At 70.5% G+C, this 26,714-nt stretch carries 24 protein-coding genes; 6 read left to right on the top strand and 18 right to left on the bottom strand.

Annotated features, from left to right (window positions below; genetic code table 11):
* Positions 1-7 precede the first annotated feature (7 nt).
* From ACSEEN_RS15995 to ACSEEN_RS16010, 4 genes are all read right to left on the bottom strand, one after another.
* Positions 8-2,401 (bottom strand): serine/threonine-protein kinase, encoded by a 2,394-nt coding sequence (locus ACSEEN_RS15995; RefSeq protein WP_298442046.1) that lies wholly within the window; start codon positions 2,399-2,401, stop codon positions 8-10.
* A 261-nt stretch (positions 2,402-2,662) separates the two neighbouring features.
* The gene (locus ACSEEN_RS16000; protein WP_440713709.1) at positions 2,663-4,537 is read right to left on the bottom strand and encodes a YhgE/Pip family protein; all 1,875 of its coding nucleotides are present in this window, start codon (positions 4,535-4,537) and stop codon (positions 2,663-2,665) included.
* A gap of 1 nt (position 4,538) precedes the next feature.
* Positions 4,539-5,303, bottom strand: a complete 765-nt coding sequence (locus ACSEEN_RS16005) for a hypothetical protein (RefSeq protein WP_440713733.1) — start codon at positions 5,301-5,303, stop codon at positions 4,539-4,541.
* Positions 5,304-5,481: 178 nt separating this feature from the next.
* On the bottom strand, positions 5,482-5,943 hold the full coding sequence (locus ACSEEN_RS16010; protein WP_440713710.1) for a peroxiredoxin: 462 nt from the start codon (positions 5,941-5,943) through the stop codon (positions 5,482-5,484).
* Positions 5,944-6,054: 111 nt separating this feature from the next.
* Here ACSEEN_RS16010 and ACSEEN_RS16015 point away from each other — a divergent pair, with 111 nt between their 5' ends.
* Positions 6,055-6,456, top strand: a complete 402-nt coding sequence (locus ACSEEN_RS16015) for a DoxX family protein (protein ID WP_440713711.1) — start codon at positions 6,055-6,057, stop codon at positions 6,454-6,456.
* Here the strand turns inward: ACSEEN_RS16015 and ACSEEN_RS16020 are convergent.
* Both ACSEEN_RS16020 and ACSEEN_RS16025 read right to left on the bottom strand, forming a co-directional pair.
* On the bottom strand, positions 6,410-7,192 hold the full coding sequence (locus ACSEEN_RS16020; RefSeq protein ID WP_440713712.1) for an enoyl-CoA hydratase: 783 nt from the start codon (positions 7,190-7,192) through the stop codon (positions 6,410-6,412). The two genes, ACSEEN_RS16015 and ACSEEN_RS16020, sit on opposite strands and share 47 nt — an antisense overlap.
* A 127-nt stretch (positions 7,193-7,319) precedes the next feature.
* Entirely contained in the window at positions 7,320-9,083 is a 1,764-nt protein-coding gene (locus tag ACSEEN_RS16025) for a GNAT family N-acetyltransferase (RefSeq protein ID WP_371306943.1), read from the bottom strand.
* Positions 9,084-9,156: 73 nt separating this feature from the next.
* Between ACSEEN_RS16025 and ACSEEN_RS16030 the strand changes: the two genes are divergently transcribed.
* A complete protein-coding gene (locus tag ACSEEN_RS16030; protein WP_298445849.1) occupies positions 9,157-9,933 on the top strand; it encodes an alpha/beta fold hydrolase in 777 nt (258 codons plus the stop codon).
* Positions 9,934-10,099: 166 nt separating this feature from the next.
* A complete protein-coding gene (locus ACSEEN_RS16035; protein ID WP_440713713.1) occupies positions 10,100-10,543 on the top strand; it encodes a hypothetical protein in 444 nt (147 codons plus the stop codon).
* Between the two features lie 360 nt (positions 10,544-10,903).
* On the opposite strand, the gene ACSEEN_RS16040 is transcribed toward ACSEEN_RS16035, so the two are convergent.
* From ACSEEN_RS16040 to ACSEEN_RS16050, 3 genes are all read right to left on the bottom strand, one after another.
* Complete coding sequence (locus ACSEEN_RS16040; protein WP_440713714.1) at positions 10,904-13,144, bottom strand: NADP-dependent isocitrate dehydrogenase; 2,241 nt, start codon at positions 13,142-13,144, stop codon at positions 10,904-10,906.
* Between the two features lie 282 nt (positions 13,145-13,426).
* On the bottom strand, positions 13,427-13,717 hold the full coding sequence (locus ACSEEN_RS16045; RefSeq protein WP_440713715.1) for an Rv1893 family protein: 291 nt from the start codon (positions 13,715-13,717) through the stop codon (positions 13,427-13,429).
* 93 nt (positions 13,718-13,810) lie between these two features.
* Positions 13,811-14,752 (bottom strand): glycoside hydrolase family protein, encoded by a 942-nt coding sequence (locus tag ACSEEN_RS16050; RefSeq protein ID WP_247868073.1) that lies wholly within the window; start codon positions 14,750-14,752, stop codon positions 13,811-13,813.
* 157 nt (positions 14,753-14,909) lie between these two features.
* Here ACSEEN_RS16050 and ACSEEN_RS16055 point away from each other — a divergent pair, with 157 nt between their 5' ends.
* Positions 14,910-15,521, top strand: coding sequence for a DUF6928 family protein (locus ACSEEN_RS16055; protein ID WP_247864592.1), 612 nt, complete (start codon positions 14,910-14,912; stop codon positions 15,519-15,521).
* Here ACSEEN_RS16055 and ACSEEN_RS16060 read toward each other — a convergent pair.
* The 5 genes from ACSEEN_RS16060 to ACSEEN_RS16080 all read right to left on the bottom strand — a co-directional run bounded on the left by ACSEEN_RS16060 (position 15,503) and on the right by ACSEEN_RS16080 (position 20,011).
* Entirely contained in the window at positions 15,503-17,236 is a 1,734-nt protein-coding gene (locus ACSEEN_RS16060) for an esterase/lipase family protein (protein WP_371306945.1), read from the bottom strand. The two genes, ACSEEN_RS16055 and ACSEEN_RS16060, sit on opposite strands and share 19 nt — an antisense overlap.
* Entirely contained in the window at positions 17,233-17,685 is a 453-nt protein-coding gene (locus ACSEEN_RS16065) for a hypothetical protein (RefSeq protein WP_298446516.1), read from the bottom strand. Before ACSEEN_RS16065 ends, ACSEEN_RS16060 begins: the two co-directional genes overlap by 4 nt.
* 64 nt (positions 17,686-17,749) lie before the next feature.
* Positions 17,750-18,157, bottom strand: coding sequence for a styrene oxide isomerase (locus ACSEEN_RS16070; protein WP_371306946.1), 408 nt, complete (start codon positions 18,155-18,157; stop codon positions 17,750-17,752).
* A gap of 70 nt (positions 18,158-18,227) precedes the next feature.
* Complete coding sequence (locus tag ACSEEN_RS16075) at positions 18,228-18,869, bottom strand: lipase family protein (RefSeq protein ID WP_440713716.1); 642 nt, start codon at positions 18,867-18,869, stop codon at positions 18,228-18,230.
* A complete protein-coding gene (locus tag ACSEEN_RS16080) occupies positions 18,866-20,011 on the bottom strand; it encodes an HdeD family acid-resistance protein (RefSeq protein WP_440713717.1) in 1,146 nt (381 codons plus the stop codon). The genes ACSEEN_RS16075 and ACSEEN_RS16080 overlap by 4 nt, the downstream gene beginning before the upstream one ends.
* A 127-nt stretch (positions 20,012-20,138) precedes the next feature.
* Here ACSEEN_RS16080 and ACSEEN_RS16085 point away from each other — a divergent pair, with 127 nt between their 5' ends.
* On the top strand, positions 20,139-21,134 hold the full coding sequence (locus ACSEEN_RS16085) for a pirin family protein (RefSeq protein ID WP_440713718.1): 996 nt from the start codon (positions 20,139-20,141) through the stop codon (positions 21,132-21,134).
* Positions 21,135-21,165: 31 nt separating this feature from the next.
* Here the strand turns inward: ACSEEN_RS16085 and ACSEEN_RS16090 are convergent, their stop codons facing one another.
* Positions 21,166-22,728: an acyl-CoA carboxylase subunit beta gene (locus ACSEEN_RS16090; protein ID WP_440713719.1), complete on the bottom strand. Its 1,563-nt coding sequence runs from the start codon at positions 22,726-22,728 to the stop codon at positions 21,166-21,168.
* A 170-nt stretch (positions 22,729-22,898) separates the two neighbouring features.
* On the opposite strand from ACSEEN_RS16090, the gene ACSEEN_RS16095 reads away from it, so the two are divergent.
* Positions 22,899-23,336 (top strand): VOC family protein, encoded by a 438-nt coding sequence (locus ACSEEN_RS16095; RefSeq protein ID WP_440713720.1) that lies wholly within the window; start codon positions 22,899-22,901, stop codon positions 23,334-23,336.
* 50 nt (positions 23,337-23,386) lie between these two features.
* On the opposite strand, the gene ACSEEN_RS16100 is transcribed toward ACSEEN_RS16095, so the two are convergent.
* The 3 genes from ACSEEN_RS16100 to ACSEEN_RS16110 all read right to left on the bottom strand — a co-directional run bounded on the left by ACSEEN_RS16100 (position 23,387) and on the right by ACSEEN_RS16110 (position 26,686).
* A complete protein-coding gene (locus tag ACSEEN_RS16100; protein WP_440713721.1) occupies positions 23,387-25,552 on the bottom strand; it encodes a glycosyltransferase family 39 protein in 2,166 nt (721 codons plus the stop codon).
* Between the two features lie 122 nt (positions 25,553-25,674).
* Positions 25,675-26,181 carry a DUF6998 domain-containing protein gene (locus ACSEEN_RS16105; RefSeq protein ID WP_440713722.1) on the bottom strand — a complete coding sequence of 169 codons (507 nt, stop codon included), beginning with the start codon at positions 26,179-26,181 and terminating at the stop codon, positions 25,675-25,677.
* Positions 26,182-26,203: 22 nt separating this feature from the next.
* Positions 26,204-26,686: a GNAT family N-acetyltransferase gene (locus ACSEEN_RS16110; RefSeq protein WP_440713723.1), complete on the bottom strand. Its 483-nt coding sequence runs from the start codon at positions 26,684-26,686 to the stop codon at positions 26,204-26,206.
* Positions 26,687-26,714: the final 28 nt, after the last annotated feature.

The raw sequence follows: 26,714 nt of genomic DNA on the forward strand, positions 1-26,714 counted from the left end.
GACGGGATCAGGTCAGCCGACGCTCATTCAGGTAGAGACCCCGGCCGCGGATTCGGTAATAGTCGCCGGAATCGGCGTTCAACGACCAGTCGGTTCCCGGGCCACCGTTCACCGTGACCTTGTGGCCGCTGTCCGTGGTGATGGCGATTCGGGTTCCATCGCTGCCGATCACCCGGCTGTCGCCGGGGCTCCACTCCAGGTAGGTGGTGGATCCGTCGTAGCAGTCATACGCCACATACGAGGTGCCACCCGAGCCGGAACGGTCGTATCGGACGATCGCTTTGGTACCGACACCGTCGATGCCGATCGAGACGTAGGAGTCGGAAGTGGCGAGGGCATTCCAGAGCTCGTGGCCGGTGGCCGGGTTGAAGGCGGCGATCTTGCCGTCCAGGTTGAGGATCGGCAAGGAGGTCACCGTCTCCAGCGGATACGGACTCACTCGCCAGTCCGCGACCTGATGGGTGCTGCGGCCCGTCGCGTCGTACAGCGTCGTCGTGTAGGCGCTGGTCACTCCGTCGCCGGACTCGGCCTTCTCGACGGCGAAGCCGCCGAGGAACGGTTGCCATTCCATCGGCTGTGTGGCGCTCACCGCACCGCGCTCGTTCCGATACACCACCCGGCCGTCGGCAACGGAAACCAGGACGGCCCCGTCCGCGGTCGAGGCCTCGATCACCGGGGATCCGACCGGATACTTTTTGAAGCCGAAGAGGGTATCCGGGGTCTGCCACCGGCGCCCGCCGTCCTCGGTGTAAGCGGTGACCGAGCTGTCGTCGGCGACGATGAACCCCTCGGTGGTGGCGAAGATCTCTGCGTCCTTACCGCGCGGCAGTATCGTCACGACCTTGGCATGCTCGACATCGATGACGATCGTCCACCACGCCTTGTCCAGGTAGTCGTATTGGAAACCGCACACCATGTAGCGCTGTGACCGCATCACCTCGCAACTCCCGAAGCCCAGGGGGTGGATCTGTGGCACCCCTGTCACCTGCCGGGTGGTCTTTCCCGTGTCGACGTCGACCAGCGTCAGTCGCGTCGTCTCGTCCACCCCGTCATCGATCCCCCACAGCGCCAGCAGGGTCTTGTCGGTCGCGGCCAGGAAGTTGCCGAAACTCTTCGGAACGGTCGGCTTCCATTCCCAGATCGGAGCGGTCGGCTTCTTCTCCAGGGAGTTGAGCACCGGGGTGACCGGCTGACGTTTCAGACCTTTCGCCTCGTCGGTGGGATGCGCGATCGACGAATCGTTCCGCGCGGAGTCGCCCTCACCCGAGCCGTGCCCCGAGCCGGGGAGAGTGAACGCGAGGATCAGGCCGACGATCACCACCAGGATGCCCGCGACCATCCCGATCTTCACGCCCCTGCCCAGACGCCTCTTCGGCGGCACGGGACCGTGACCCGGCACCGCGCCGGAACCGGGCGCCGGTCCTCTCAGCTGCGTCTGCGCATGCGGCGCACCCGCGATCGTCGGCGCCGAGGGCCCGGCCGGAGCGAGTGTCTTCACCGCGGTCACCTGCGATGACGACTCCGGCACCCGAGGGACCGGACCGGGAGCGGGCCGGGCAGGCACCGGGGCCGGGGCATCGGGGAGCGCCTGCGCCAGCGCAGACGCGAAAGCACGACTGTCCGGGAAGCGGTCGGCCGGATCCTTCGCGAGCGCATGCTGGAACACCGCGTCAGCCGCCGGGGGGAGCGTCGGGTTCCGTTGCGACACTTGCGGAATCGGACCGCTGAGATGTGCCATCACGATCGCCGCACTGGCCGAATCGACATACGGCGGGCGACCCGTCAGCAAGGCGAACGCCGTGCAGGCCAGTGAATACTGATCGGCCCGCGAATCCACTGCCTTGCCGAGAAGCTGCTCGGGCGAGGCGTACGTGACGGTGCCGATCGTCATACCGGTGCCGGTGAGCTCGGATGCCTCCGCCGCGAGCGACGCGATACCGAAGTCGGTGAGCAGCGCGCGGTCGTGCTCGTCGATCAGAATGTTCGCCGGCTTCACATCGCGATGGACCAGTCCGCGAGCCGCCGCGGCATCCAGTGCCGCGGCGATCTCACCGAGGTAGCGCACGGTGTCGGCGACCGGGACCGGCCCCTGCTTCATCCGAGCGGTGAGGTCCTGACCGTTGATCAGCTCCAGGGCGATCCAGAGTCGTCCATCAGACTCTCCGCGGTCGTGCACGGTGACGATATTGGGGTGATTGAAGCCCGCGACGACGTCGGCCTCCCGCTCGAAACGCCGGCGGAACTGGTCGTCGTCGGCCAGCTGAGCGGCCAGCACCTTGAGAGCGTCGCTGCGCGGCAGTCGCGGATGACGCGCGACGTACACCTCACCCATGCCGCCCGCGCCCAGGAGCCGCTCGATGGTGTATCCGGCGAAGGCCGCACCCGGCTCGAGTCTGCTCATCCCCGACCACCTTCCCCGAATCCGGAGTTCAGCATAGCGAAGGAGGCCTCGGCGGCAGCCTCGGTGCCGGGCTCGTCAGCGGCCGGATCGGGTGCTTGGCTTCGACACCCGTCTCGCCCCGGGGGCTCGACGGGGCTCAGCCGGCGACCGGACGGACCAGAATCCAGCTCGACGGGACGCAGCCGGCCGCCGGACGGGTCGAGAACGGCGTGGCACTCGGCTTTGGCGGAGCACAGCCGAGTGCCACTGGACGACCGAGCGCTACACCCGGACCGGTGGGTACAGCCGGAAGATGGTGAAGTGCCGGTTGCGCCGGGCCATCCACGACGAGATGGCCCAGCAGACGATCGTGACGCCGACGATCACCCCGATCGAGATCCACAAGCGGTGGTCCACGCCGCCCATCGTCAGCTGTTGCAGACCGATCACCGGATAGGTCATCGGGTCGAGGATGTGCAGGACCTCGATGTCCTGGCCGAGCAGCCGCAGCGGGAGCAGACCGCCGGCGAGGACGAAGAGGATCGCCAGCAGACCGAGAGAGACCACCCGCCCGACACCCGCGCCGACCACCGCGTAGATCATCTGCACGATCGACTGGAACATCACCACCATCAGCAGCATGAACAGGAACGTCCCCACCCAGTACTGCGGGCGCAGCCCGATCGCGATCACCACCAGGTAGAGCAGCAGGGCCTGGGCGGCGCCGACCCAGAACACCGGCGCGCACGACGCCAGCACCGAACGGAAGGCGCTGACCCCGAAGGTGACCGGCCGCTTCTGCAACGCGGAGAACAGCATCCAGGCGAGGATCGCGCCCATGAACAGCGCGAGCGCGAACAGCGGCGCCACCAGACTCTGCCCCAGCGTGATGTCGCCGTGCATCGTGTCGGACTTCATCGTCACCGGATCGGCCAGCGACTTGGCGATCGCCTCCATCTGCTCCTTGTCCCAGCTCGGCAGCAGCTTGACGGCCTGGTCGACCGTCCCGGCCAGCTTCTCGGTGCCGTCGGCGAGCTGCCCCATCCCGTCGTCGAGCTGGGTAGCGCCGGTCGCCAGCTGATCGGTGGCGCTCTGCACCTTGTCGATGTCGCCCGGCAGACCGCCGTCGGTCAGCATGGTCATCACCGAGCGCACCTGGCTGTGCGGATCACCGAGTTGTCCGGCGATGAGCGCGGAGTTGTCCCGCACCCGCGCCAGCGTGGTCTTGGTGCTCGACGAATCGCCTTGCGGCACACCGAGCAGACCCCTCGCCTGCTCGAGTGAATCGGCGAGGCGCGACTGCACCGGGTCACCGCTGGCACGCAGCTGGGCGATCGTCGCACCGAGGATCTGCGCGGCCTGCGACTGCGCCTGGACGGGCGCGTCCAGCGCCTTCGAGAGCGTCGCCGCATCGGTGCTCAACTGGTTCGCCGCGGCACCCAGCTTGTCGGGGCTCACCGTCGGGGCCTTGGCCAGCGCGTCTTCCAGCGGCGTCGTCAGCCGGGTGACGGCGTCGTTGACCTGATTGAGCGCACCCGCCAGCTGGCCGGCGCCCTGGTGAGCCTGCTGCATTCCGTCGTTCAGCTCATTGATACCGGCCGCGGCCTCCTTGACCTTGGGCTCGAGCTTGGAGACCTCCTGCAGGGCGACGTCGAAGGTCTGCGTCCCGATCGTCGTGGAGACGGTGGTGACGATCTGCTGTGCGGCGGCCTGACCGACCATCGTCATCAGGTAGTTGTTGGCCGCGTTGTAGGTGAACACCATCTTGGCCTGATGCGCGTTCCCGGACACCGGCGAGGCCAGCGCCTTGCTGAAGCCCTCCGGGATGGTGATGGAGAAGTAGTACTTCCCGGAGATGACGCCCTCGCGGGCCTCCTCGTCGCCCACCACGTGCATGTCGAGCTGATGCGAGTCGATCAGGGCCTGCGTCACCTGGGAGCCGGCGTCGAGCTTCTTCCCCATCATGGTCGCACCCTCGTCGAGGTTCACCACCGCGACGCTCACGTTCTGGGTGACGTCCTCGGGGTCCCAGACCGCGCTCAGCGCCAGGGCGCCGTACAGCAGCGGGATGACGATGGTGAGGACGAGGACGGTCCGCGGGAGACGGCCGCGCAGGTAACGCTTGAAATCGCCTCCGGGGGCGAGTGCGGCGAACATGTCAGTGGCCTTCGGTGTCGAGGCGGCTGAATTCACCGTCGGTCAGGTTCTCGACCTCGACCACCTCCCGGACCCCGGCATACGCCGGGGCGCCGTTGACGTCGGCGGTGACCACCGTCTGACGCTCGCCGAGCGCCACGAGTCGTTCCAGCAGCAACTCCGACGACCGCACACGGGTGAGCTGGTCGACGCCGCCGACGACGAGCAGCGGCGGGCACGCGACGTTCGCGAGGGCGATGCGCAGCATCGCGGCGGTCAGCTCGGGCAGTTCGTTGACGTACGCGCCCAGAGCGGGCAGCGAGTAGGGGCCGAAGACCGGGCGGCACAGCTGCTCGAGATCCTCTTCGGTGGCCGCCTTGACCCACCTGTACCAGGGCGCATCCCATCGGAGGCGCTCGCTGATCACGTCCTTGACGGTGATCGCCTGTGCGAGACCGTCGACCTCGTCGACCAGGGCGAGCGCCGCCTTCGAGAACAGATGGTTCTGGTCGTTGGTGCGGCCGAACGCGGTCAGCGTGCCGTCGGACACCCGCATCCGGCCGGCCAGGGTCAGCATGAGCGACGCGCGTCCGCGTCCGCCGATGCCCCGGATCACGGTCACGCCGCCGGCCGCGATGTCGACGTCCGTCGGGCCGTACACGCGGCCCCACGGGGTGTGGTAGCCGATCCCACGGGCCTCGATGAGCGAGCCCGCCCCCGCCGGTACGCCCCGGTCCACCGCGATCGGGGCGGTGACCGCCCCGGCCTCGTCCTCGTTGTTCCCCAGCACTGCGTCCCCTTCCACTGTGTCCCGTGCACGCCGCGGATCGATCCCCGGCGTGACTCGGCCAGCACAGCACGCTCGTCCACCGAGGAACGGGGGACGATCAGAGGGTGTCGCCGAATGCACCGAACCCGGCACAAATCGCGTGGCGACGGGACGCGGGGACGCCGCGCCGGCGGGGTCAGGAAGCGCGCAGAGCCGCGAGCGCCTTGTCGGCGTGCACGTTCATGTTGACCTCCGACGCGATCACCTCGGCGATCGTGCCGTCGGCGCGGATCGCGAAGGTGGTCCGCTTGGTCGGCAGCCCGACCGCCTTGAGCAGTCCACCGCGGCCGACGCCGTAGGCCTTGGCGACCTCGCCGTCCACGTCGGCCAGCAGCGGGTAGTCCAGGTCGTGCTCGCTGGTCCACCGGTCCTGCTTCTCCACCGCGTCGCGGCTGATGCCGACGCGCTGTACCCCGGCCGCGGTGAAGTCGGCGCCCAGGTCGCGGAAGTAGCACGCCTCCTTGGTGCAGCCCGGGGTGAAGGCCGCCGGGTAGAAGAACAGCACGACGGGGCCGTCGACCAAGAACTCCGAGAGGCGCCGGACGGTGCCGGACTGGTCGGGCAGGGCGAAGTCGGGCGCGGTGTCTCCAGGTCTCATGCCGTCCAGTGTGCCAAGACGATGCGGCATCGCGCCCGCCGGTCGCCCGGCAGGACCCGCTCGCTCTCGTGGAGGGTTCCGTCGCGCACCGGTGTGACGTACGGTCGAATCATGGGTTCCAGCGCATCGGCGACGTCCCTCCTGCGAGATCCCGACCTGTATCTGCTGGCCGCGGCGGGGCAGGCGGCGGACGCGGCGGCGTGCGTCAAACCGATCGCCTACATCGGGCGGTGTCTCGACACCGTCGGCGTGCCCGCGGACAAACGGTGGATCTTCCCGGTGGTCAAGACGGCGTCCGCGGTCGGCCTGGCGAGCGCCCGCGTCTCCCCCGGTCTGGCCCGGCTGACCGCGGCCATGCTGACCGTCTACTTCTGTCTGGCCGTCGGCGCGCACCTGCGGGTGCGCGACCTGCGGCTCAACTTCGCCGCGGCCAGTTCGCTTCTGGTGTTCTACGCGGCACTGACCGTCACCGGTCCGCCCACACCGGCGACCGCTTCTCCAGGAACGCGCTGATCCCCTCCTGCGCATCGCAGGTCACGGCGTTGGCCGCCATGGTGGCGGTCATCAGCTCGTACGCCTCCGGCTCGGACACGTCGATCTGGTCGTAGAAGGCGCGTTTGCCGATGGCGAGGGTCGCCGAACTCGATGACGCGATACGGGTGGCCAGTTCCCGCACGGTCTCGACCAGCCGGCCGGCGGGCACCACGTCGTTCAGGAGGCCCCAGTCGAGGGCCGTCGGCGCGTCGATCAGGTCGCCGGTGAGCAGCATCCGCATGGCCCGCTTCCGGCCGATCGCCCGGGTCAGCGGCACCATCGGGGTGGAGCAGAACAGCCCGATCTTGACCCCCGGCGTGCCGAACACGGCACCGTCGGCGGCGATCGCCAGGTCGCAGGTCGCCACCAGCTGACACCCCGCGGCCAGGGCCATCCCCTGCACCTGCGCGATCACCGGTTGCGGCACCTGGTGCACCGTGGCCATCAGCTCACTGCACGCCTCGAAGACGATGCGCTCGTCGTCGAGGGTCCGGCCGGCGAGTTGCGACAGGTCGTGCCCGGCGGAGAACGCCGGCCCCTCGGCGGCGATCACGATGACCCGCACGCCCGGGTCCGCGCCGAGGTCGCGGAGCAGCCGAGTGGCCTCGCGCATGGTCTCCAGCGAGAGCGGATTGCGCCTGCGGGGTTCACTGAGCGTCAGGGTGGCGATCGGCCCGTCGAGCCGTGCGGTGACTGCGGTGGTGTTCTCGGCCATGCGGCCATTGTCGCCCGGCACCGGCCGGTGCTGACCCGACTGTGCAGTATCCGGACGGCCGCGGTGATCGCCGGAAGGGTTTCGCCTGGTCGCCGAGATCAGGCCCGAAAGCTACGCCACAGTACGGTCACAGCGCCCGTTTGAGACCGACGTGCTCGGTGCCGTAACCGTGACGGGCGTAGAAGGCCCGGGCGCGCTCGCGGATCTCGTCGGTGGTCACCTGGGCGAGATCGGCCCCGTGCGCACGGCCGTGCTCGTGCGCCCAGTCGAGCATCGCACCGCCCAGGCCGCGCCCGCGCCGTTCCGAGGCCACCCGCAGGCCCTCGATCTGCAGGCGAGTCGCGCCGCCGCGACTGAGTCCGGGCAGCACGGTGAGCTGCATGGTGCCCACCGCCGTCCCCTTCTCGTCGCGGACCACCGCGAGGAAGTGCGACCGGTCGCGGGTCAGCACGTCGAACGCGGCCTCGTAGGGTCCGTATTCGCCGAGTTCACGGGTGCGGCCGATCTCGTCGTCGGCGAGGAGCCCGACGATGTCGGGCACGTCGGCCCGGCTCGCCCGCTCGATGCGGAAGTTCTCGCCGTCCACGGCGATCCGGCCGCGCACGGACGACCGCGCGACGTCGTGCAGCCGGGCCACCAGCAGGTCGAGCCAGGATCCGACATTGGTGCGCGCCTGCGGCGTGTCCGGGTAGCGGCACCGCAGGTGCAGGCCGCTGGCGTCGAGGATGAACCACAGCATCACACCGTCGGTCCGGATACTGGCGCCGAGGTACTGCGCCTGCAGCCCGGCGGTGTCGACACGGACCGGAAGTCGTCGCAGGTCGAGCCAGGAGATCGCGAACATGCCGGGCGCCTCCGGCATCCCGCCCCAGGGCGCGAGGACGTCCTCCAGCGGCCACGAACCCAGGTTCACCGCCTCGCGGACCGCGTTCGCCGCCGCGGCGGGCTCGGCCACCGGCGACTCCAGCACCGAGTTGGTGATGAACCAGCCCACCGAACCGTGCCAGCGCTCGTCGTACCGGCTGTGCACCGGGAACACCGCGCGCAGCGGGACGGCCGCGAGGTCGTGGGTCACCGCGGTCATCGTCGCGACCGTCAGCGCCAGCGTCGACACGCCCTCGGCCCGGGCCTGCGCGGAGAACGCGGCGCTGTCGTCGACGTCGAACACGTCGCGGACCTCCACCCGCTCGCATTCGGCCTCCGGCGCGCCGAGCGGAAGCGGGAAGCGCGGCATCACGCCGTCGCTGTCGGCCAGGATCTCGGCCCAGCGCCGCCGGACCTCTGCGGGTGCGGCCGGGCGGTCCCGCAGGGCGCGCGTGTGCTCGGCGAACGGCGGGACCGGGGCGAGCGCGGGTGTCCGGCCGGCCGAGATCTCGGCGAGTGCGGCGAGGAAGTCGCGGAGGATCACCAGCATCGACCACATGTCGACGTGCGAATGATCCGCGGCGATCACCACGGTCGGGCCGGCCGCCGTCTCCAAGACGCACAGCCGGTGGGCGGGCTGCGCGTACGGGGAGCACTCGCGGTCGAGGACGTCACGCAGCGCCTCGTTGACCGCCTCCCCCGGTCCGATCGGATGTTCCACCCAGGCGCCCGGCCGGATCGCGACCTCGTGCAGGACGGGACCGTCCGTGCCCGGCGAGAACGCGGTGCGCAGCGTGCCGTGCCGGGCGATCACCGCCAGCCACGCCTGCGCGAGCACCTGCCGGTCGACCGGTTCGGGCAGATGGAACGAGAGCGCCATCCACGAACCGGGCCGTTCCCCCGCACCGACGTGCCGGCCCTGATCGAACGACACCGGCAGTTCGCGGCCGGGCGGGGAGACGACGACGTCGTAGCCCATCAGCCGCCCGAACGGCAGGTGCAGGTGGGCGACATTCGTGAGGCGCATGGCGGTAACGTAGCGGCCCCGGGTTTCCGCCGGTCGCCCCCGCGTTTCCGGCCTGTTACGAGAGGAATACCCCGTGACGCTGTTCGACGTCCCCGGTGCCCGATTGAGCACCTCCCTGAGCGACGAGGGCGGGCAGGCCGTGGTGCAGCTGCACGGGCTCACGTCCAGCCGGGCCCGCGATCACGTGCTGGACCTGAACCTGGGCGTCGGGCTCTCGGGTACCCGGCTGCTGCGGTACGACGCCCGCGGGCACGGCTTCTCCACCGGGCGCGCGGTGCCCGGCGACTACCGCTGGGACAACCTGGCGACCGATCTGCTGAGCCTGCTCGACGATCGCTTCCCCCGCGAACGGGTGTACGGCGCCGGGACGTCCATGGGCTGCGGCACCCTGCTGCACGCCGCCGTGCGCGAGCCGGAGCGCTTCGCCGGTCTGACGGTGATCCTGCCGCCTACCGCGTGGGCGACCCGGCGGGCGCAGGGCCAGGGCTACCTGGACACGGCGGCGCTGATCGAGGACGCCGGGCTCGAAGCGTTCATCGCGCTGACCCGGGAAGCGCCCCAGCCGCCCGCGACCGTCGGCCGGCCCGAAACGCTGCCGGAGGTGGCCGAGGCGCTGCTGCCGTCGGTGTTCCGGGGCGCCGCGGCGAGCGACCTGCCCGATCCGGCCGACCTCTCCCGGATCGGCTGTCCGGTCCGGGTACTCGCCTGGATCGACGATCCATCGCACCCGCTGTCGACCGCGGAACGGCTGACCGAGCTGCTCCCCCGGGCCGAACTGACCGTCGCGCGGACGCCCGCGGACGTACGCGGGTGGCCCGCACTGCTGCACAGCGACGTCCAGCGGGTGTGACGACGCTCAGGCCGCGGGCGTGGTCTCGCCCCGTCGCCAAGGCCGGGAACCGTCCGCGACGACGCGGAGTGGCCGTCACCGGCGCGGCACTCGGCGGCCGTGGCCGAACCGTGACGACATGAACTAAATACCGTATTTCCGGCTCTGGACGCGATAGGTTCGTCGGGTGCTGACATCTTCTGTGCTTCGTTCGTGCCTCGCGGCCGGTGCCGCACTCGCCGTCGGTCTGGGCGGGGCGGCCGCCGCCGGTCCCGCCGCCGCGGCCAAGAATCCGTCCGTCCGGGTGTGCGCCACGCTCGCGGGCGCGCCCTATCACGGGCCGTTGACGCTGCTCAGCGACGACTGGTGGGACGTCTTCGGGCGTGTTCAGCAGACCGCCGGGAACGGCTGTACCGAATTCCGTAACGTCCAGGCGCGCAAGGGTTATCGCGTCGTGGTTCGCTACGAGAACATGCCGTGCCAGCAGGGCCTGCGCCCAGACGGCACCTGGTACCGCTGGGGTATCCGCGGCGAACGGGTCGGCGTGTCCCGGCACGCGGTGACCAAGGCGAGCGGTCGCACCGATCTCGGCCGGATGGTCGTGCACCAGCAGTACTCGCAGTGCTTCTGAGCCGGTCTCGGCGCGGGCGAGGTCCTCGACTTCGCGGGTGCTGAACCGGCGCGGCGGAGCCCTTCGACAAGCTCGGGAACCGCCTGCGCCGACGCGCCGCCGAAGGGCGGCCGGTATGGGGAGACGCCCGGCAGGACGGCACCGGCCGCCGAGAGTCGATCTCGGCGGCCGGTGTCGTCGGTCGGTGGCGCGGGGCCAGGGCCGTGTCTCTTCAGTCTTCTCCGGAGGCATCGGTGGATCCGCTGGGCGGCCGGCAGATCGGACGAGGGCATAGCGGCGCTATGCCGACCGACGACAACGCCGCCAGGCGTTCAGCGGGCCGCTGAGGACCGGAAAGAGACTGCGGAGGCACGACCTGGGTCAGGCGCCGGCTCCGGCGGACTCGAGGTCGGCGTTCAGCGTGGCGCTCGGGCACATCGCGTCGTGCAGCTTCTCGGCGTCGGGCTCGTAGTAGCCGCCCAGGTCGACCGGCTCGCCCTGCACCGCGGACAGCTCGCCGAGGATGGACTCCTCGTCGGCCGCGAGCTTCTCGGCCAGCGGGCCGAAGTAGGCGGCCAGCTCGGCGTCGTCGGTCTGCGCGGCCAGCGCCTCGGCCCAGTAGCGCGCCAGCCAGTACTGGCTGCCGCGGTTGTCGAGCTCGCCGGTGATGCGCGACGGCGACTTGCGGTTCTCCAGCAGCTTGCCGGTCGCGGCGTCGAGCGTCCGGCCGAGGATCGCGGCCTTCGGGTTGTCGTACTTGCGGCCCAGGTCCTCAAGGCTCGCGCCGAGCGCCAGGAACTCACCGAGCGAGTCCCACCGCAGGTGGTTCTCCTCGACCAGCTGCTTGACGTGCTTGGGCGCGGAGCCGCCGGCCCCGGTCTCGTACAGGCCGCCGCCGGCCATCAGCGGCACGATCGACAGCATCTTGGCGCTGGTACCGAGTTCCAGGATCGGGAAGAGGTCGGTGAGGTAGTCGCGCAGGATGTTGCCGGTCACCGAGATGGTGTCCAGGCCGCGCCACGCGCGCTCCAGCGAGTACCGCATCGCGCGCACCTGCGACATGATCTGGATGTCCAGACCCTCGGTGTCGTGGTCCTGCAGGTACTTGCGGACCAGCGTGATCAGGTTGTTCTCGTGCGGGCGGTACGGATCGAGCCAGAACACCGCGGGCATGCCCGACGCCCGGGTGCGGTCGACGGCCAGCTTCACCCAGTCGCGGATGGGCGCGTCCTTGACGATGCACATGCGCCAGATGTCGCCCTCTTCGACGTTCTGCGAGAGCAGGACCTCGCCGGTACCGGCGTCGACGATGTTGGCGACGCCGTCCTCCGGGATCTCGAAGGTCTTGTCGTGGGAGCCGTACTCCTCGGCCTTCTGCGCCATCAGTCCGACATTCGGGACGGTGCCCATGGTGCGCGGGTCGAAGGAGCCGTTGGTCTTGCAGAAGTTGATGATCTCCTGGTAGATCCGGGCGAAGGTGGACTCCGGCATGACGGCCTTGGTGTCCTTCTTGCGGCCGTCAGCGCCGTACATCTTGCCGCCGATGCGGATCATGGCGGGCATCGACGCGTCGACGATCACATCACTCGGCGAGTGGAAGTTGGAGATGCCGCGCGCGGAGTCGACCATCGCCAGTTCCGGGCGGTGCTCGTGGCAGCGGTGCAGGTCTTCGATGATCTCCTCGCGCTTGGAGGCGGGGAGGGTGTCGATCTTCTCGTAGAGGTCGACCATGCCGTTGTTGACGTTGACGCCGAGCTCGTCGAACAGCTCCCCGTGCTTGGCGAAGGCGTCCTTGTAGAAGACCTTCACACAGTGGCCGAAGACGATCGGGTGGCTGACCTTCATCATGGTCGCCTTGACGTGCAGCGAGAACATGACGCCGGTCTCCTTGGCGTCGTTGAGCTGCTCCTCGTAGAACTCCAGGAGCGCCTTCTTGCTCATGAACATGCTGTCGATGACGTCGCCCTCGTCGAGCGGGACGGTCTTCATCACCTTGGTCTCACCGCTCGCGGTGACCAGCTCCATGCGCGCATCGCAGGCGTGGTCGAGGATCATCGACTTCTCGCCGGCGTAGAAGTCGCCGTGGGTCATGTGCGCGACGTGGCTCTGGCTGGCCATCGACCACTTGCCCATGCTGTGCGGGTTGTTGCGTGCGTACTCCTTGACGGCCTTGGGCGCACGACGGTCCGAGTTGCCCTGGCGCAGAACGGGATTCACCGCGCTGCCGAGGCATGCCTGGTAGCGGTCGTGGATCTCGGACTCCTCGGGGGTCTTCGGGTCGGCCGGGTAGTCCGGGACCGCGAAACCCTTCTCCTGCAGTTCGTGGATGGCGGCGTTCAGCTGCGGCACCGAGGCGCTGATGTTGGGCAGCTTGATGATGTTGGTCTCGGGGAACTGGGTGAGGCGGCCGAGTTCGGCGAGGTTGTCGGGCACACGCTGCTCATCGGTCAGGTAGTCCGGAAACGCCGCCAGGATCCGGGCCGCGACCGAGATGTCACTGGTCTCGACGTCGATGCCGGCCGGCTCGGCGAACGTGCGGACGATCGGGAGAAACGCCTCGGTCGCGAGGCGCGGCGCCTCATCGGTAAGCGTGTAAATGATCGTCTGGTTCTCTGAGGTCATGGGGTATCGCCTCTTTCGGGTTCTTCAGATCTCTAGTTCTTGTGGAACTCTGTGGACTTATCTCGTCGGTAGACATTCTCTACCGGTCTGTGACATTCCGCGAACGTAGTTCGAGATTGCGAGGTGACCCACACAGCCGCACCCGACTGACCAGCGTTGCTAGCTTCAGACAGCACTTTTCGGCGTGTCGTGCCGACGCTCCCGGCCGGTCCGGACCGCGCCGCGATCGGCCCGGCCGCCCCACACGATCGGGCCGATCCGCGGACCGAAACGGCCGCCGGCTCAGGCCGTCGGGGTGTCGTCCGCCGGTGCGGCGTCGTCGTCAGTGTGCCCGGTCGCCTTCTTCATCGCGTCGCCGACGGCGGCGGCACCGCTGGCCGCGGCGCTGACTCCCCCGGTGGCCGCGGTGGCGGCGATGTCGGTGATGCTGCTCGCCATCTTCACCGCGCCGTCCTTGATGTCCCCGTGCAGGAGATCGGATGCGCTCTCCACGATCTCCCCCGACTTGGCCACCGAGTTGGTGGCGATGTGCTTGAGGGATTCGAGGCCGTCGTGGATGTTCTTGCCGCTCATCGGGTTCTTCTTTCGGTTCGGAGAAAGGACCGACCTCAACGTACGCGTCCCGGCGGCGCCTTCGGGGCGGTTCGGTCGTAGGAGCGGCGACGGTCAGACCGGCTCGCGCATCACCCCGACGTGGCGGGCGATCCCGGAGAGGCCCGGCAGTTCCTGCACCGGCGACCACGTCTTCAGTCCGTCGTGGGAGTCGGAGTACAGCAGCTTCCCCCGGGTGTAGGCGTCGAGGTAGATCCGCCAGTCCCCGTTCGGCAACTGCACCACGGCCGGCCCCTCCACCAGCGTCCCCCAGTCACCGGCGGGCACGTAGGTGTACGGCCCGCCGAGTGCCGGCGCCACCGCGTGATCGATCACCTTCTTGGTCTCGTTCTTGGTGAAGGCGTGGTAGGTGGAGCCGATCTTCACCACGGTGGTGTCGATGTGGTCGGCCTCGATCCCGTTCAGCGGCACCGGCAGACTCCACTGCGTCAGCGAGCTGTTCAGCGCCGTCATCACATAGGGCACGAAGCCGCCGCCGGTCGACATCGACCACACGACGCTCACCCGGTCGCCGTCGACGAACCAGTCCGGCGCCCACGCCTTGGTGGTGAACGGCGACAGCGACGGGCCGTCGCGGAATCCGGCCGACCCGTTGATGCCGAGCGGGTTGACCGGCCCCTTGCCGTCGCCGGTGCCGGGCAGGAACGCGCAGCAGAACGGCACCGGCTGGTTCGCCATCGGCGTCCAGTGGATGCGGTCCGGGCTGCGGGCGAAACCGAGGTTCGCGCCGTCGCCCGTCGTGTAGGTGACGTAGTACTGCCCGTCGGTGTGACGGAAGATGCTCGGGTCGCGGACGTAACCGGAGGGCGGGCGGTACGCGTCCTTCTTCAGGAGCTCGTAGTGGGTGCCGTCGGCGGACTGGTAGACGTCCATGTCGCGGGCGCTGTCGTTGCTGAACGCGACCATCGTGTACCGCCACGCCGGGGGTGCCGCATGGACGGCACCGGGCACCGCCGCCGACAGGGTGGCGACCACGAGGGTGACCACCGCCAGCATCGTCGTCAGCCGGCCGCGGGTGCCGCGTCGTCGTCTCGATCCCGCCGATCCCATACTCATCACTCCAGTATCAGCGGCAACACCAGCAACAGGGAAGTCTCGACCGATCAACCGCTACGGGATCGTTATCGGCGGTCCAGATGCGAGAATCGACGACGTGGGTGTGAAACTGGCAGTCCTGTACTACCCGAGCGATTCCGCCGGGGACGCGCCGGATCCCGCCGAGGCCGTCGCCACACTGTTTCCGCGCAGCCGCTACGAGGCCGACGGCGAGGGCGACCTGGTGCAATACGGATTTCCCGCGCAGGGTGAGCTGTGCGCGGGCCGGCTGCGCGACGGACTCCTCGTCACGACCCGCGACGCCGCCCTGTTCAATCCCACGAAACTGCACAAACGCTACCGGTCACCGGCCCTCGGCGGCGGCCCGATACTGCTGACCCAGCGCTCGCAGTACGACATGTTCGCCTACGCCCGGTGGGAGTCGGGCACGCTGATCCGCTCGCTGAGCGTGAACCCGGGCAGCGGCGTCTGGGAATCGATCGGTGCTCCCGAGCCCTTCGAGGAGCCGTTCTGGGCCGGGAAGAGACCCGCGGGACCCGGCTATCCGCTGCCGTTCCATCCGCTCGATCTCGGTGAAGCGGCGCTGAACGCCCTCCTCGGCGTGGTGCTGGAAGGTCCACCCGGACCCGGTCTGCTCGACGCCGACCAGATCGGGCTCACCCGCTTCGTGAAGGTGCCGTCGGCGCGCGGTCAGGCCGTACCGACGTAGAAGACCTTCCGCACATACCGGGTGGTCAGCGGCCCGGATTCGTCACCCACCTGGACGGTCCAGCCGGTACCCGACCGGTCGATCCCGCCGTCGGAGTCGCGGTCCGCCCAGACGATCAGGGTGGCGTCACTCCCCTCCTTGCGGCAACCGTAGTAACCGACGTAGTCGGGGTGCTGCGCCTGCGCCGACCACGAACCGCCGTTGCGGAGACGGCAGCGAGTGCCGTCATCCAGGAGCAGTCCGAGGGGCCGCGGCGTGGCCGGCGGCGGGAGGTCGTAGGTGACCGGCCCGCTCGCCCGCACCGGGAAGATCGTCGTGGTGAACGGATCTTGCAGGCAGAGCCCGTCGGCCGAGCCCCGGGTGAAGTAGCAGGCATCGGCGTTGGCCGCCGACGGCGCGCAGAATTGGATGCCCGGGGACTTGCTCGCCGGCGACGCCGACGGGTACCGGCAGTCGACGACGTTGGTGCCGGCGGCCGTCGGCGCGACGTGCCAGCCGGCCGCGGCGCCGCCCGCGGTGGCGAACGGGCGCAGGATCTCCTCCTCCGGAGGTGCGGCCGCGGGCGTCTGGAGCTGCTTCTTCAGGAAGGTGACGGCCGCGGCGATGGCCCGCGCCTCGGTGAGGATGTTGGTGTGCGTGCAACCCGAGTCGGAGATCGCCGCCGCCAGAAGCGTCACCATCAGCTCGGCCTGCGGGTCGTCGGCGAGGACCTGATCGAGGATGCGGCTGTCCAGACCCAGCTGGCCGATGGCCAGCAGCTGCGTCTTGATGATCCCGGCCACGATGTTCGGGCTGCCGACCAGCGTCCGGACCGCGTCGAGGGTGCGGTCGGTGGTGGTCGTGCAGGCGATGTCCTGGAATCCGAACGACCCGCGCGGCGGCGTCGATCCCGGCGGTCCCGAGGAGAGGTAGCCGGTCGACGAGTCGGTGGACACCACGCCGTCGCTGCGGAGGGGGACGTCGTACAGCTTCTGGCCGAACAGGGTGCGGGACAAGGTGATGTCACCGCCGATCTGGCCGACCGGAACGCCGGAGGGCAGGAACGGCGGGTAGGCGCAGCCGGACGGCAGCGGGCGCGCCTGGTCGTGCACGGCGAGGCAGCGGACCGCGTCCGAGGAACGATCGGGCATCAGCCTCTTCGCGGTGAGCGCGTCCCAGAATTCGTCCAGGGCCTGCTTGGCCGACCCCGCGGCGGTGTTTCCGAACGGCGAACCGAGGTACGGGGTGTCGAAGCTGACCACGCCACCGAGCACCCCGGGCTTGACCGGCTGATCCACCGCGTACCGGACGTCGGTGGCGAACCGGGTGGCGAGGCCGCCCATCGAATGCGCGACGACGAAGACGCGGCCGTCGCCGCCGGCCGCCCGCTGCTTGTCCGACACCGCGTTGACGAAGGTCGCGAGGCACTGCGCCACCCGCGGATCGGCCGCCCAGTCGGTGTTGGCGTTGGAGTAGTCGAAGGCGATCGGGTCGAACGTGTTCGGCATCGCGCGGGTGATCGCGTCGAGCGTGGCCGTCATCTGCCCCGGCTTTCCGGTCCAGCCGTGCACGCCGACCAGCGGATGCCGGTGCGCCCCGAACGAGGTCGCCGCGATACCGGTCGGCATGCACGCCGGCCGGGCGTGCGCGGGCGCGGGCACCAGACCCATCGCGGCGAGCACCACCACCAGTGCCGCGCCCAGGCACGACACCGCGGCGTTCCGGTGGGCCGTCACGAGACGGTTCCCTCTTGGGTGGCGGCGAGTTTCCAGACGCCGTCCTGGCGGAGCAGGTAGACCACCCAGGGAGCCCGCGCCGCGCCCACGTAGGCCTGCACGAAGCCGGTGTCGTCGCTGAGGTACCGGGTGGTGGGGACGTCGAACGCGATCGGCGCCAGTGCTTTCAGTGCGGCCGGCGCACTCGCGTCGATCGTGACCCGCGGTCCGCTCGCGATCACCGCGCCCACGCGGTCGGCATCACCGGAGGCGATCGCCTCGCTGATCTGGGTCGCGCGGGCGTCGTCGAACGGCTGCGGACTGGCCGGCGACCCGGACAGCGGTGGCGGGGCGGCGGGTGTCGCGGTTCCGGGGACATCCCGGCCGGCCAGCACGACCAGCACGAACGCCGCGATGCCGAGCAGCGCGCACGCGGCGATCGCCACCGGCACCACACGCGAGATCCGCATCCGTCGCTCCCTGAATCCACGCGGCACGGCGCCCACCGGGTCGCGCGCTCACCCTAACAGCACCTCAGAGCAGCACCCCGGCGATGAGCAGCGCCGTCGCCGCGATCATCGCCGGCGCGAGTGAGGCGAGCAGGAAATCGATGACGCGTTCCTGGCCCGGCCGGGCGACGTGGTCGCCCGCCGCGGCCGGCGCGAACCGGCGCCCGCCACCCCAGATCGCGGCGAGCTGAGTCGCCAGCCAGTTGGCGTAGGTGCCATACGCGAGCAACACCACCGTGACGACCTGCCAGCCGTGCGGCAGGTTCAGATACGGCCACAACAGTCCGGCGATGATGAGGAACGGGCCGTTCGTCATCCCCTGCAGGTGACTGGCCAGCCCCATGCGGGGATTCCGCACGGCCCCGTTCACCAGGCCGGTGAGCAGCCCGAGGAGGAACAGGACCAGCCCCAGCGCGAAGAGGAGTGTCTGCACGATGACCTCCGACCACGAGTCGACCACGTGATGAGGGCGAGCCTACGCCGGAGAGCGGTCCCGAGGACGCTTACCGCACACCGCAGGTCGGCGTCGCCGGCGCCCCGTTCCAGCGGGCGAGGGTCCAGGAGATCAGTTCGGCGTTGACCGGGGAATCCGCGGCGACGAGTTCCATGTGCCCGCGGCCGGGCACCGTGCGGTAGTCGACGGGACGGCCTTGCGCGCACCGCTCGGCGACCCAGTCGGCCTGCATGGCCGGTGTCACGAGCGGATCGGCGGTGCCCTGCATCACCAGGACCGGCGCGGGAAACGGGCCGGTCGGGGTGTTCCGGCGCAGCAGATCCCCGACCTCGCCGTCGAGCATCGCGTCGGGAATCACCTGGTCGGGGATCTGGCTGCCGCGCAGGAACGCGGCGATCGCGTCCTGCTGGTTGAAGCACAGCCCGGCGACCTGCTCGACGCCCTGCGCGGTGCCCGGCGTCAGGTGATCGGCGAGATGCAGATCCGGATACTCGTGATCCCAGGCGGTGACGATGTAGGCGGAGACGGTCTTGCCGCCGATCCCGGCCTTGGTCTCCTGCGCCAGCGCGTACAGGTCGCTCGCCGGGGCCAGGGCGGCGATGCCCTTGACGGTGAGGCCGGGCGCGTATCGCGGCGCGATCTGCCCGGCCCACAACGCGGCGTGTCCGCCCTGCGAGTGACCCCAGATCACCGTCTCGGTGCGAGCCGGAGCGTGTCGATCCGGGCGGCGGCGCGCGACGCGTCGAGCACGCTGCGCGCCTCGGCCTCGCCGATCAGGTAGGGGTGCAGGCCCGCGGTTCCGAGGCCGGTGTAGTCGGACGAGACCGCCGCCCAGCCGTGCTGGGTGACCATGTCGAGCACCGCGGCCTGGGCGCCGTCGGCGAAGGGCTCGGCGGTGAGCGACGGCGCGCAGCGCGGCACGATCCCCGAGGTTCCGTGCGCCACGGTGAGCAGCGGCAGGGGTCCGGCGCCGCGCCGCGCCGGAGCGATGACCGTGCCGCTCGCCACCGTCGGACCGCCGTCGAGGCGGGTCGTGGTGTAGAGGATGCGCCACATCTGGGTCCCGGGCGGCGCGGCGCCGGGCCGGGATTCGGCGCGGATCAGCGCACCGGGCTCACCGGGCACCGAGGCGGGCGGCGTGTAGAAGGCGCCGGGCGCGGGCCGGTCGTCGCCGTGCAGCAGGAGCGCGCTGCCGCCGGCGAGCACCACGGCGAGGAGGAAGGCGACGACGGCGCCGAGCGTCCGGGCCCAGCGCCGGACCCCCGGACGCGACGCCGGGCGGCGCCGGCCCGAAAGGCCCGGCTCGGCGAGGACGCGGACCGCGAAGAAGACCAGCCAGGCACCGAAGCCGATCCGGAACACCGTGACGGTGATGAGCGGCCAGCTCACCGCCAGCACGCCGAAGACGACCGCGGCCGCACCGCTGAAGAAGCCGGCCACCCGCAGGTCGGTGCCGCCGCGGAACGCGCGGACGATCGCGGTGGCGCCGTGCACGATCAGCGCCGCGGCCAGGACCAGCACCAGCGTGTGCAGGCTCGCCGCGCGCCAGAAGAGCACGACCAGCCCGGCGACGAGGCAGACCGCTCCGGTAGCCACTGCGGGCCACGTCGGCGCGGATCGCGCGCCTGCCGGGTCGCCGGTGCTGGCCAACGTCACCAGGCCCACGCCGAGCAGACCGGCGCCGGCCAGGCCGACGAACACCGGCAGCGACAGACCGGCGAACAGCAGCACGATGCCTGCCACCCCGGTCGTCGCGGCGAGGATCCCGCGCGCCGCCCAGGCGCGCCGGTCCGGCGGCACACCGTGATCGTCGCCCTGACTCTCCGACTGCACGGCACTCTCCTCCGCCGGTGGACCCGCACCGGGATGGTATCGGACACCCGTCGGGCGCGGGCCGCGCCCGACGGCGGCCCGGCGTAGCGTCGTCTGCGACGCACGCACGCGGCAGGAAGGACGCTCGATGACGAATCTCGATCCGGATCCGGCGCTCACGGTCCTCGAACCGGGGCAGCCCTGCACGGCGATCGAAGTGCTCGAACCGCGGGCCGTGCCACTCGGCGGGCCGCGCGCGATGACGGTGTTCCGGACCCTGCCGCAGCGCCGTCGTTCGCTGGTCGGCGCCTGGTGCTTCCTCGATCACTACGGTCCCGATGAGGTCTCGACGACCGGCGGCATGCAAGTGCCGCGGCACCCGCACACCGGTCTGGCCACGGTCTGCTGGCTCTTCACCGGCCGGGTCGACCACCTCGATTCCGGTGGCAACGCCGCCGCGGTGATCCCCGGAGAACTCAACTTGATGATCGCCGGGCGCGGCATCACCCACCAGGAGATCAGCGCGCCGGACACGGCGGTCCTGCACGGTGTGCAGCTCTGGTACGCGCTACCCGACGACACCCGGTTCGGCGACAACCGGTTCGAGCACTATGTCCCCGAACCGGTCGTGCGGCCGGGCGTCACCGCGCGGGTGTTCCTCGGGGAACTCCTCGGCGCCGCGTCCCCGGTCGAGACCGGGACTCCCCCGCTCCTCGGCGCCGAACTGCTGCTGGAACCGGGGGCGACGGTCACGATCGACGTCCGCCCGGACTTCGAGCACGCCGTCCTGGCCGAGAACGACGGTCTCACGGTGAACGGCACGCGCATCGAGCACCGCGCCCTGGCCTACGTGCCGCCGGGTGCCGACACGCTGGTCGTCGCGGCCGGCGACGCACCCGCCCGGGCGATCCTGCTCGGTGGCGTGCCGCTCGGCGAGAAGATCGTGATGTGGTGGAACTTCGTCGGCCGGGATCACGACGAGATCGCCGAGTTCCGCCGCCGTTACCAGGCCGAACTCGGTTTCGACCCGCCGCATCCGGACGACGCGGGCAAGCCGCCGCTGTTCGGCGACTTCCCGCCCGGCGCTCCCCCGCCGCTGCCCGCGCCGCGGCTTCCGGGATCGCGCCTGGTGCCGCGGGGCTGACGCCGGCCCGGGTACTTCGAGAGGGCCCGCCTCAGATCGGCGAGATCGACCGGCGCTTGCCCGGCATCCGCGGGGCGCGGCGCGGCCGCACGCGGCCCAGGGCTTCGAGCAGCAGTTCCCGCGTCGCCGAGGGCAGCACCACGTCGTCGATCCCGAAGCCGTCAGCGGCCAGCACCGGGTCGACGTTCGCCTGGAAGAGGGTGATCAGATCGGCGCGGTGCGCGGCCGGGTCGTCGGCCTGTTCGTACACCGATTTGAAGGCCAGGTCGACGGCGGATTCGATCGGGATCGCGCAGATCTCCGCGGTCGGCCAGGCCAGCGACAGGTCGGCCTCGATGGACCGGCCGCCGCCCATCACGATGTACGCCGCGCCGTACGCCTTGCGGGTGACGATGACGAACCGCGGGACGGTCGCGTTACCCAGCTCGTAGCCGAGGCGCGCGCTGCGGCGCACCAGACCGGACTCCTCCGCGGCGGCGCCGACCAGGAAGCCCGGCAGGTCGATGAGGATCAGCAGCGGAAGCCCGAAGGTGTCGCAGATCGCCGTGAAATGCGCGGCCTTCTCGCAGGCGGGCGCGTCGAGCGCGCCCGCGTGGTACCGCGGCTGATTGGCGATCACCCCCATCGGCCGGCCCCCGATCCGGATCAGCACGGTGGCAACGTTCGGCGCGTGCGCCGGCCGGATCTCGAAGAGGCTGTCGCGGTCGGCGAGTCCTTCGATGACGTCGAGAACGTCGTAGGCGGTGCGGCCGGACGGCGGGATGAGGGTGTCGAGCCCGTCTGCGGTGTCCCCCGGAGCGTGCGGCCCGGGCATCCGGTGCGGTGCGGCGTCGGCGTTGGCGGGCAGGTACGACAGATAGGCGCGGATGGCGTCCAGCGTCTCGTGCTCGTCGTCACCCACCACATCGACGACGCCGCGCGCGGCCTGCAGGTCGGCGCCGCCGATCTCGTCGTTGGTCAGGTCTTCGCCGGTCGCGGCCTTCACCAACGGCGCCGACGACATCCCGATGGTCCCGATGCCGCGGGTGATGGTGACGAAGTCGCAGCACGCCGCGATGTTCGCGGGCGCGCCGAAACCGGGACCCATCATGGCCGCGACCAGCGGGACCTGCCCGGAGAGGTCGGTCAGCCGCAGCATCAGCCGGGAGCCGGGCGCGGCCAGGCGCGAGTCGAGCGCCTCCTGCATGCGGTGCCCGCCACCGTCCATCAGCATCACCAGCGGGATGCCGTCGGTGGCGGCACGTTCGGCGCACCGATCGAGTTTGGCCATCCCGGTGGCGCCGTTGCTGCCGCCGAGGACGGTGAAGTCGAACGCGGCGATCACGACCGGCCGCCCGTCGATGTAGCCGACACCGGTGACCACGCCGTCCCCCGGGGCGACGAGCGGTGCGGCGCCCTGCTGTGCGGGGCCGGGCCCGGCGAGCGCCCCGAACTCGTAGAAGCCGCCGGCGGCGAGGTACGCGATACGTTCGCGAGCGGTCATCTTGCCGCGCGCGTGCTGTTTGGCGACCTTCTCGGCGCGGGCCTCGTCGGTGACGGCGGCATAGGCCGCCGTCACGTGGTCGTTGAGTTCGGCGGAGCTCTTCCCGGTCATGGTCGCGGAGCCTATCGCGTCGCGATGCGCGATCCGGGCGCGCCATGCCGCCGTTCCGCGATCGGCAGACGGCGGACTTCGGGGTCGTGACGACCCAGCACTCCGCCGTTTCCGCGCCGGCGCGATACCGGTACCCCGCCACGAAGCCGGACCGGACCTACGCTGGGCGCATGGCTATCCGGATGGGCAATGTGGGAATCGCCGTGCGCGACCTGGACGAGGCGATCTCCTTCTTCACCGACCTGGGTCTGACGGTCGCCGGTCGTGCCGAGGTCAGCGGGGAATGGGCCGACACCGCCGTCGGCCTCGACGGCAACCACGCCCGGATCGCGGTCCTGAACACCCCGGACGGCCACGGTCAGCTGGAGTTCTTCGAGTACCTGCACCCCGAGGCGATCGAGACCGCCCCCACCCGCCCGCACGAGATCGGGATGCACCGGGTGTCGTTCGTCGTGGACGACATCGACGAGGCCCTGGCGATCGCCGCCCGGCACGGGTGCCATCCGCTCCGCGGCGTCGCGACGTACGAGGACGTCTACCGCCTCACCTACCTGCGCGGTCCCAGCGGGATCGTGGTGATGTTCGCCGAGGAACTGCGCAAGAACTGACCGGCCGGACCGCCGCCGATAGCGGTCGGTCCGGCCGGTCTCGGACACGCTCAGGTCAGCTTGTACACCGTCGTGCCACCCACGGTGATCGGGGTGAAGTTCTCACTCACCCAGGTGCCGATGTCGCTGGAGCCGCGCGGACCACCACCGCCACCGCCGATGTAGTAACCGATCTTGCCCTGGGCCACCCACTGTTTGAACTGGGCGAGGGTCGGCGAGGGGTCGCCGCCGAAGCCGCCGATCGCGATCACCGGACGCCTCGACCCCAGCTGGAGACCGGCCTGCGACTGCGCGCCGTTGGCGGCCGCCGCCCACGCGGTGGTGGTCTGCTTGAGCAGCGCGATCAATTCGGTGTTCGTGCTGCCACCGCCCGGACCACCACCGGAACCACCCTGCGCGCTCGGTGCGCCCTGCCCGTTCGGTGCGCCCTGCCCGTTCGGCGTGCCCTGGCCGTTCTGTTGCTGGCCGTTCTGTTGCTGGCCATTCTGTTGCTGGCCGTTCGACGGCTGGCCGTTCGACGGCTGACCGCTCGGCGGCTGCCCGGTCGGCGCCTGATCGGTCGAGTTCCCCGGACGCTGTCCGCCGGGACCACCGAACCCGCCGCCCGGACCGCCACCGGGGCCGCCGAAGCCGCCCGGACCACCGCCGGCCGTGACGACCGCGGTCGGAATCGATCCGGTGTGCGTGGTGTTCGCGGTCGCGATGCCGAACGACGCGGTCGCGATACCGGCTACAGCCACGAGACTCGCCGCCAGCGCGATCGCCCGACGGCCGCCGGCCCGGCGCAGTACCGCGAAGGCCGCCAGCGCGAGGACCGTCGCCCCGCCGAGCACCCACCCGAGCAGCGGCCACGCGAAGTCCGCGGCGTGCGTCTTCGCGATACCCCAGCCGGTCGCCGACACCAGCAGCAGCGCCAGGAAGCCGGTCCCGGCCCACGACCGGCGGGCACGCCAGCCGGTGACCGCGCCGATCGCGACCAGCGCGGCGATCGCCGGAGCCAGCGCCACCGTGTAATAGGGGTGCACGGTGCCGCTCATGTAGCTGAACACCAGGCCGGTGACGACCAGCCAACTGCCGAAGACCACCGCGCCGAGCGCGACGTCGCGGTCGATCGGGCCGGCCGTCGGCAGACCCCGGCGGCGACGCACGGCGATCAGGACACCGGCGATCAGTGCGCACACCAGCACCGCGAGGGCCGCCGGGAGCAGCCAGGAGATCTCGTTGCCGAATTCGTTGCTGAACAGGCGGGCCGGACTCGGACTCCCGCCGAACGACGTACCGGTGGATCCACTCCCGCCGGGGCCGCCTCCGCCGGGACCGCCGCTCCCGCCGTGACCGCCGAAGATCCGCGCGAAGCCGTTGTACCCGAGCACCAGGTCCATGAAGGAGTTGTCGGTGGAACCGCCGATGTAGGGACGGGAGTCCTTCGGCCACAGGTCGACCAGGAGGACGTACCAGCCGGCCGAGACGACCACCGCGAGGCCGGCGAGCACGAGGTCACGAATCCGGCGCAGCCAGGTGGTCTGGGCGAACACGAGGTAGGCGAGGCCGAACCCGGGCAGGACGAGCAGCCCCTGCAACATCTTCGTGAGGAAGGCGAAGCCGAGGGCCACCCCGCACAGGACCAGCCACTTCGCGGACGCCCGCTGGCAGGCCCGCACCGTCGCGTACGCCGCGGCGGTCATCAGCAGCACCAGGAGCGCGTCCGGGTTGTTGAAGCGGAAGATCAGCACGGCGGCCGGCGTCAACGCGAGAACCGCGCCGGCCAGCAGGCCGCCGGCGGTCGCCGTGCGCGACGATCCCGCCCTCAGCAGCAGTCGCCGCACCGTCGCGTACAGGAGCCACACGGTCAGTACGCCCATCAGCGCCTGCGGCACCAGGATGGACCACGAACTCAGGCCGAAGAGCCGCACCGACAACCCGGTGACCCAGAGCGCGGCCGGCGGCTTGTCGACGGTGATGACGTTGTTGGGGTCGAGCGAGCCGAACAGCCACGCCTTCCAGTTCTCGCCACCGGCCTGCGCGGCCGCGGCGTAGAAGTCGTTGCCCCAGCCGTTGCGGGAGAGTCCGACCAGGTAGAGCAGGGCCGTGCCGGCGAGCAGCGCCGACACCGCCCAGTAGCGGGATCTCCAGCGTCGTTCACGGTCGGGTCCGGTGCGAACGGCCACGGGCGCGGCCGGTGGCACCGGTGCAGGTCTGATGTCGAGTGCGGTCATGATCGCCATGGTCGCGGCCGAAGCTGGGAGGCCGCTGGAAGGTCCCTGGGAACCCTTCGCCATTCCGGAGGGCCGCCGGCCGGAGCGCGCGCAGGCCGAGGCCCGCCGGGGAACAGCGACGGTCAGTCGAGGGCCGCGTACGCCGCGGACATCTCCGCCGTGACATCGCGGCCGACGCCGGCGATCCGGGTAAGGGAGAGCAGGTGGCCGTTGACGTGACGGCTGAACCGCGCGATCGGTTCGATCTCGGCCGGCGTCGCCTCCCACGCCTCCGCGAGGTGAAAGGTCGCGGGCGCGAAGACGAGGAACACCGCGGTGTCGAAGTCGAAGCTGCGGAATGGGCTGAAGACCGCCGAGCGGCCGAGAGTCCGCCGTCCCATGGCCTTGACCTGGATGCGCCGGCCGTCGTCGGTGGTGACATCGTGCGACTTGGTCGAGTTGGGTTCGAGCACACCCCCGCGCGCCTCGCGGACGATGCACTCGGCGATGTCACCGAGCGGCTTGTTGTTGGTGCGCACCAGTTCTCGCGTGCGGAACTCGGCGTTGATCTCCGCTTCCAGCCGCAACAGGTCGCGGACGCCGAATCGGGTGAGGTCGGGCAGGCCGTCGGCCGTGCGGTCGGTGGTCACGCCTCACGGTATCCCGGCGGCATCACCGGGCGCCCACCGCGCGGGACAGGAAGACCAGGTCGTACGCACCGGCGCTCACGCGCCGGTCCTCGACGTATCCCATGCGCCGGTACAGACGCAGGTTGGCGGCGCTGCGCTCCCCGGTGAAGAGTTCGACACGGTCGACGCCGGGCGGTAGTTCGTCGTCGATGGTCGCCAGCAACCGGCTGCCGAGGCCCCCTCCCTGCAGGTCAGGCACGACGGTCAGGCGGCCGAGTTCGGCGAGTCGTCCGCGGATACGCAACCTGACCGCGGCGACGAGTCGTCCGCCTCTCCTGATCCCGAGGCCGATCACGTTCTCGTCGGCCAGTTCCGCCCGCAGGTCGTCGAGCGTCTGGACCAGCGGAGGAATAGCGAGGTCGTCGTGCGCGATCGCCTCGCTGACGTACGCCGCGCGCTGCAGCGTGAGCACCTCCCCCGCGTCGCTCGCCGTCAACTGCAGTGCGCCTTGCGCTTCCGTGTCCACCCCGCCGCCTTCCTGTTCTTGTGTGCAG

The organism is Gordonia marina (assembly GCF_052036135.1).
Classification (GTDB): domain Bacteria; phylum Actinomycetota; class Actinomycetes; order Mycobacteriales; family Mycobacteriaceae; genus Gordonia.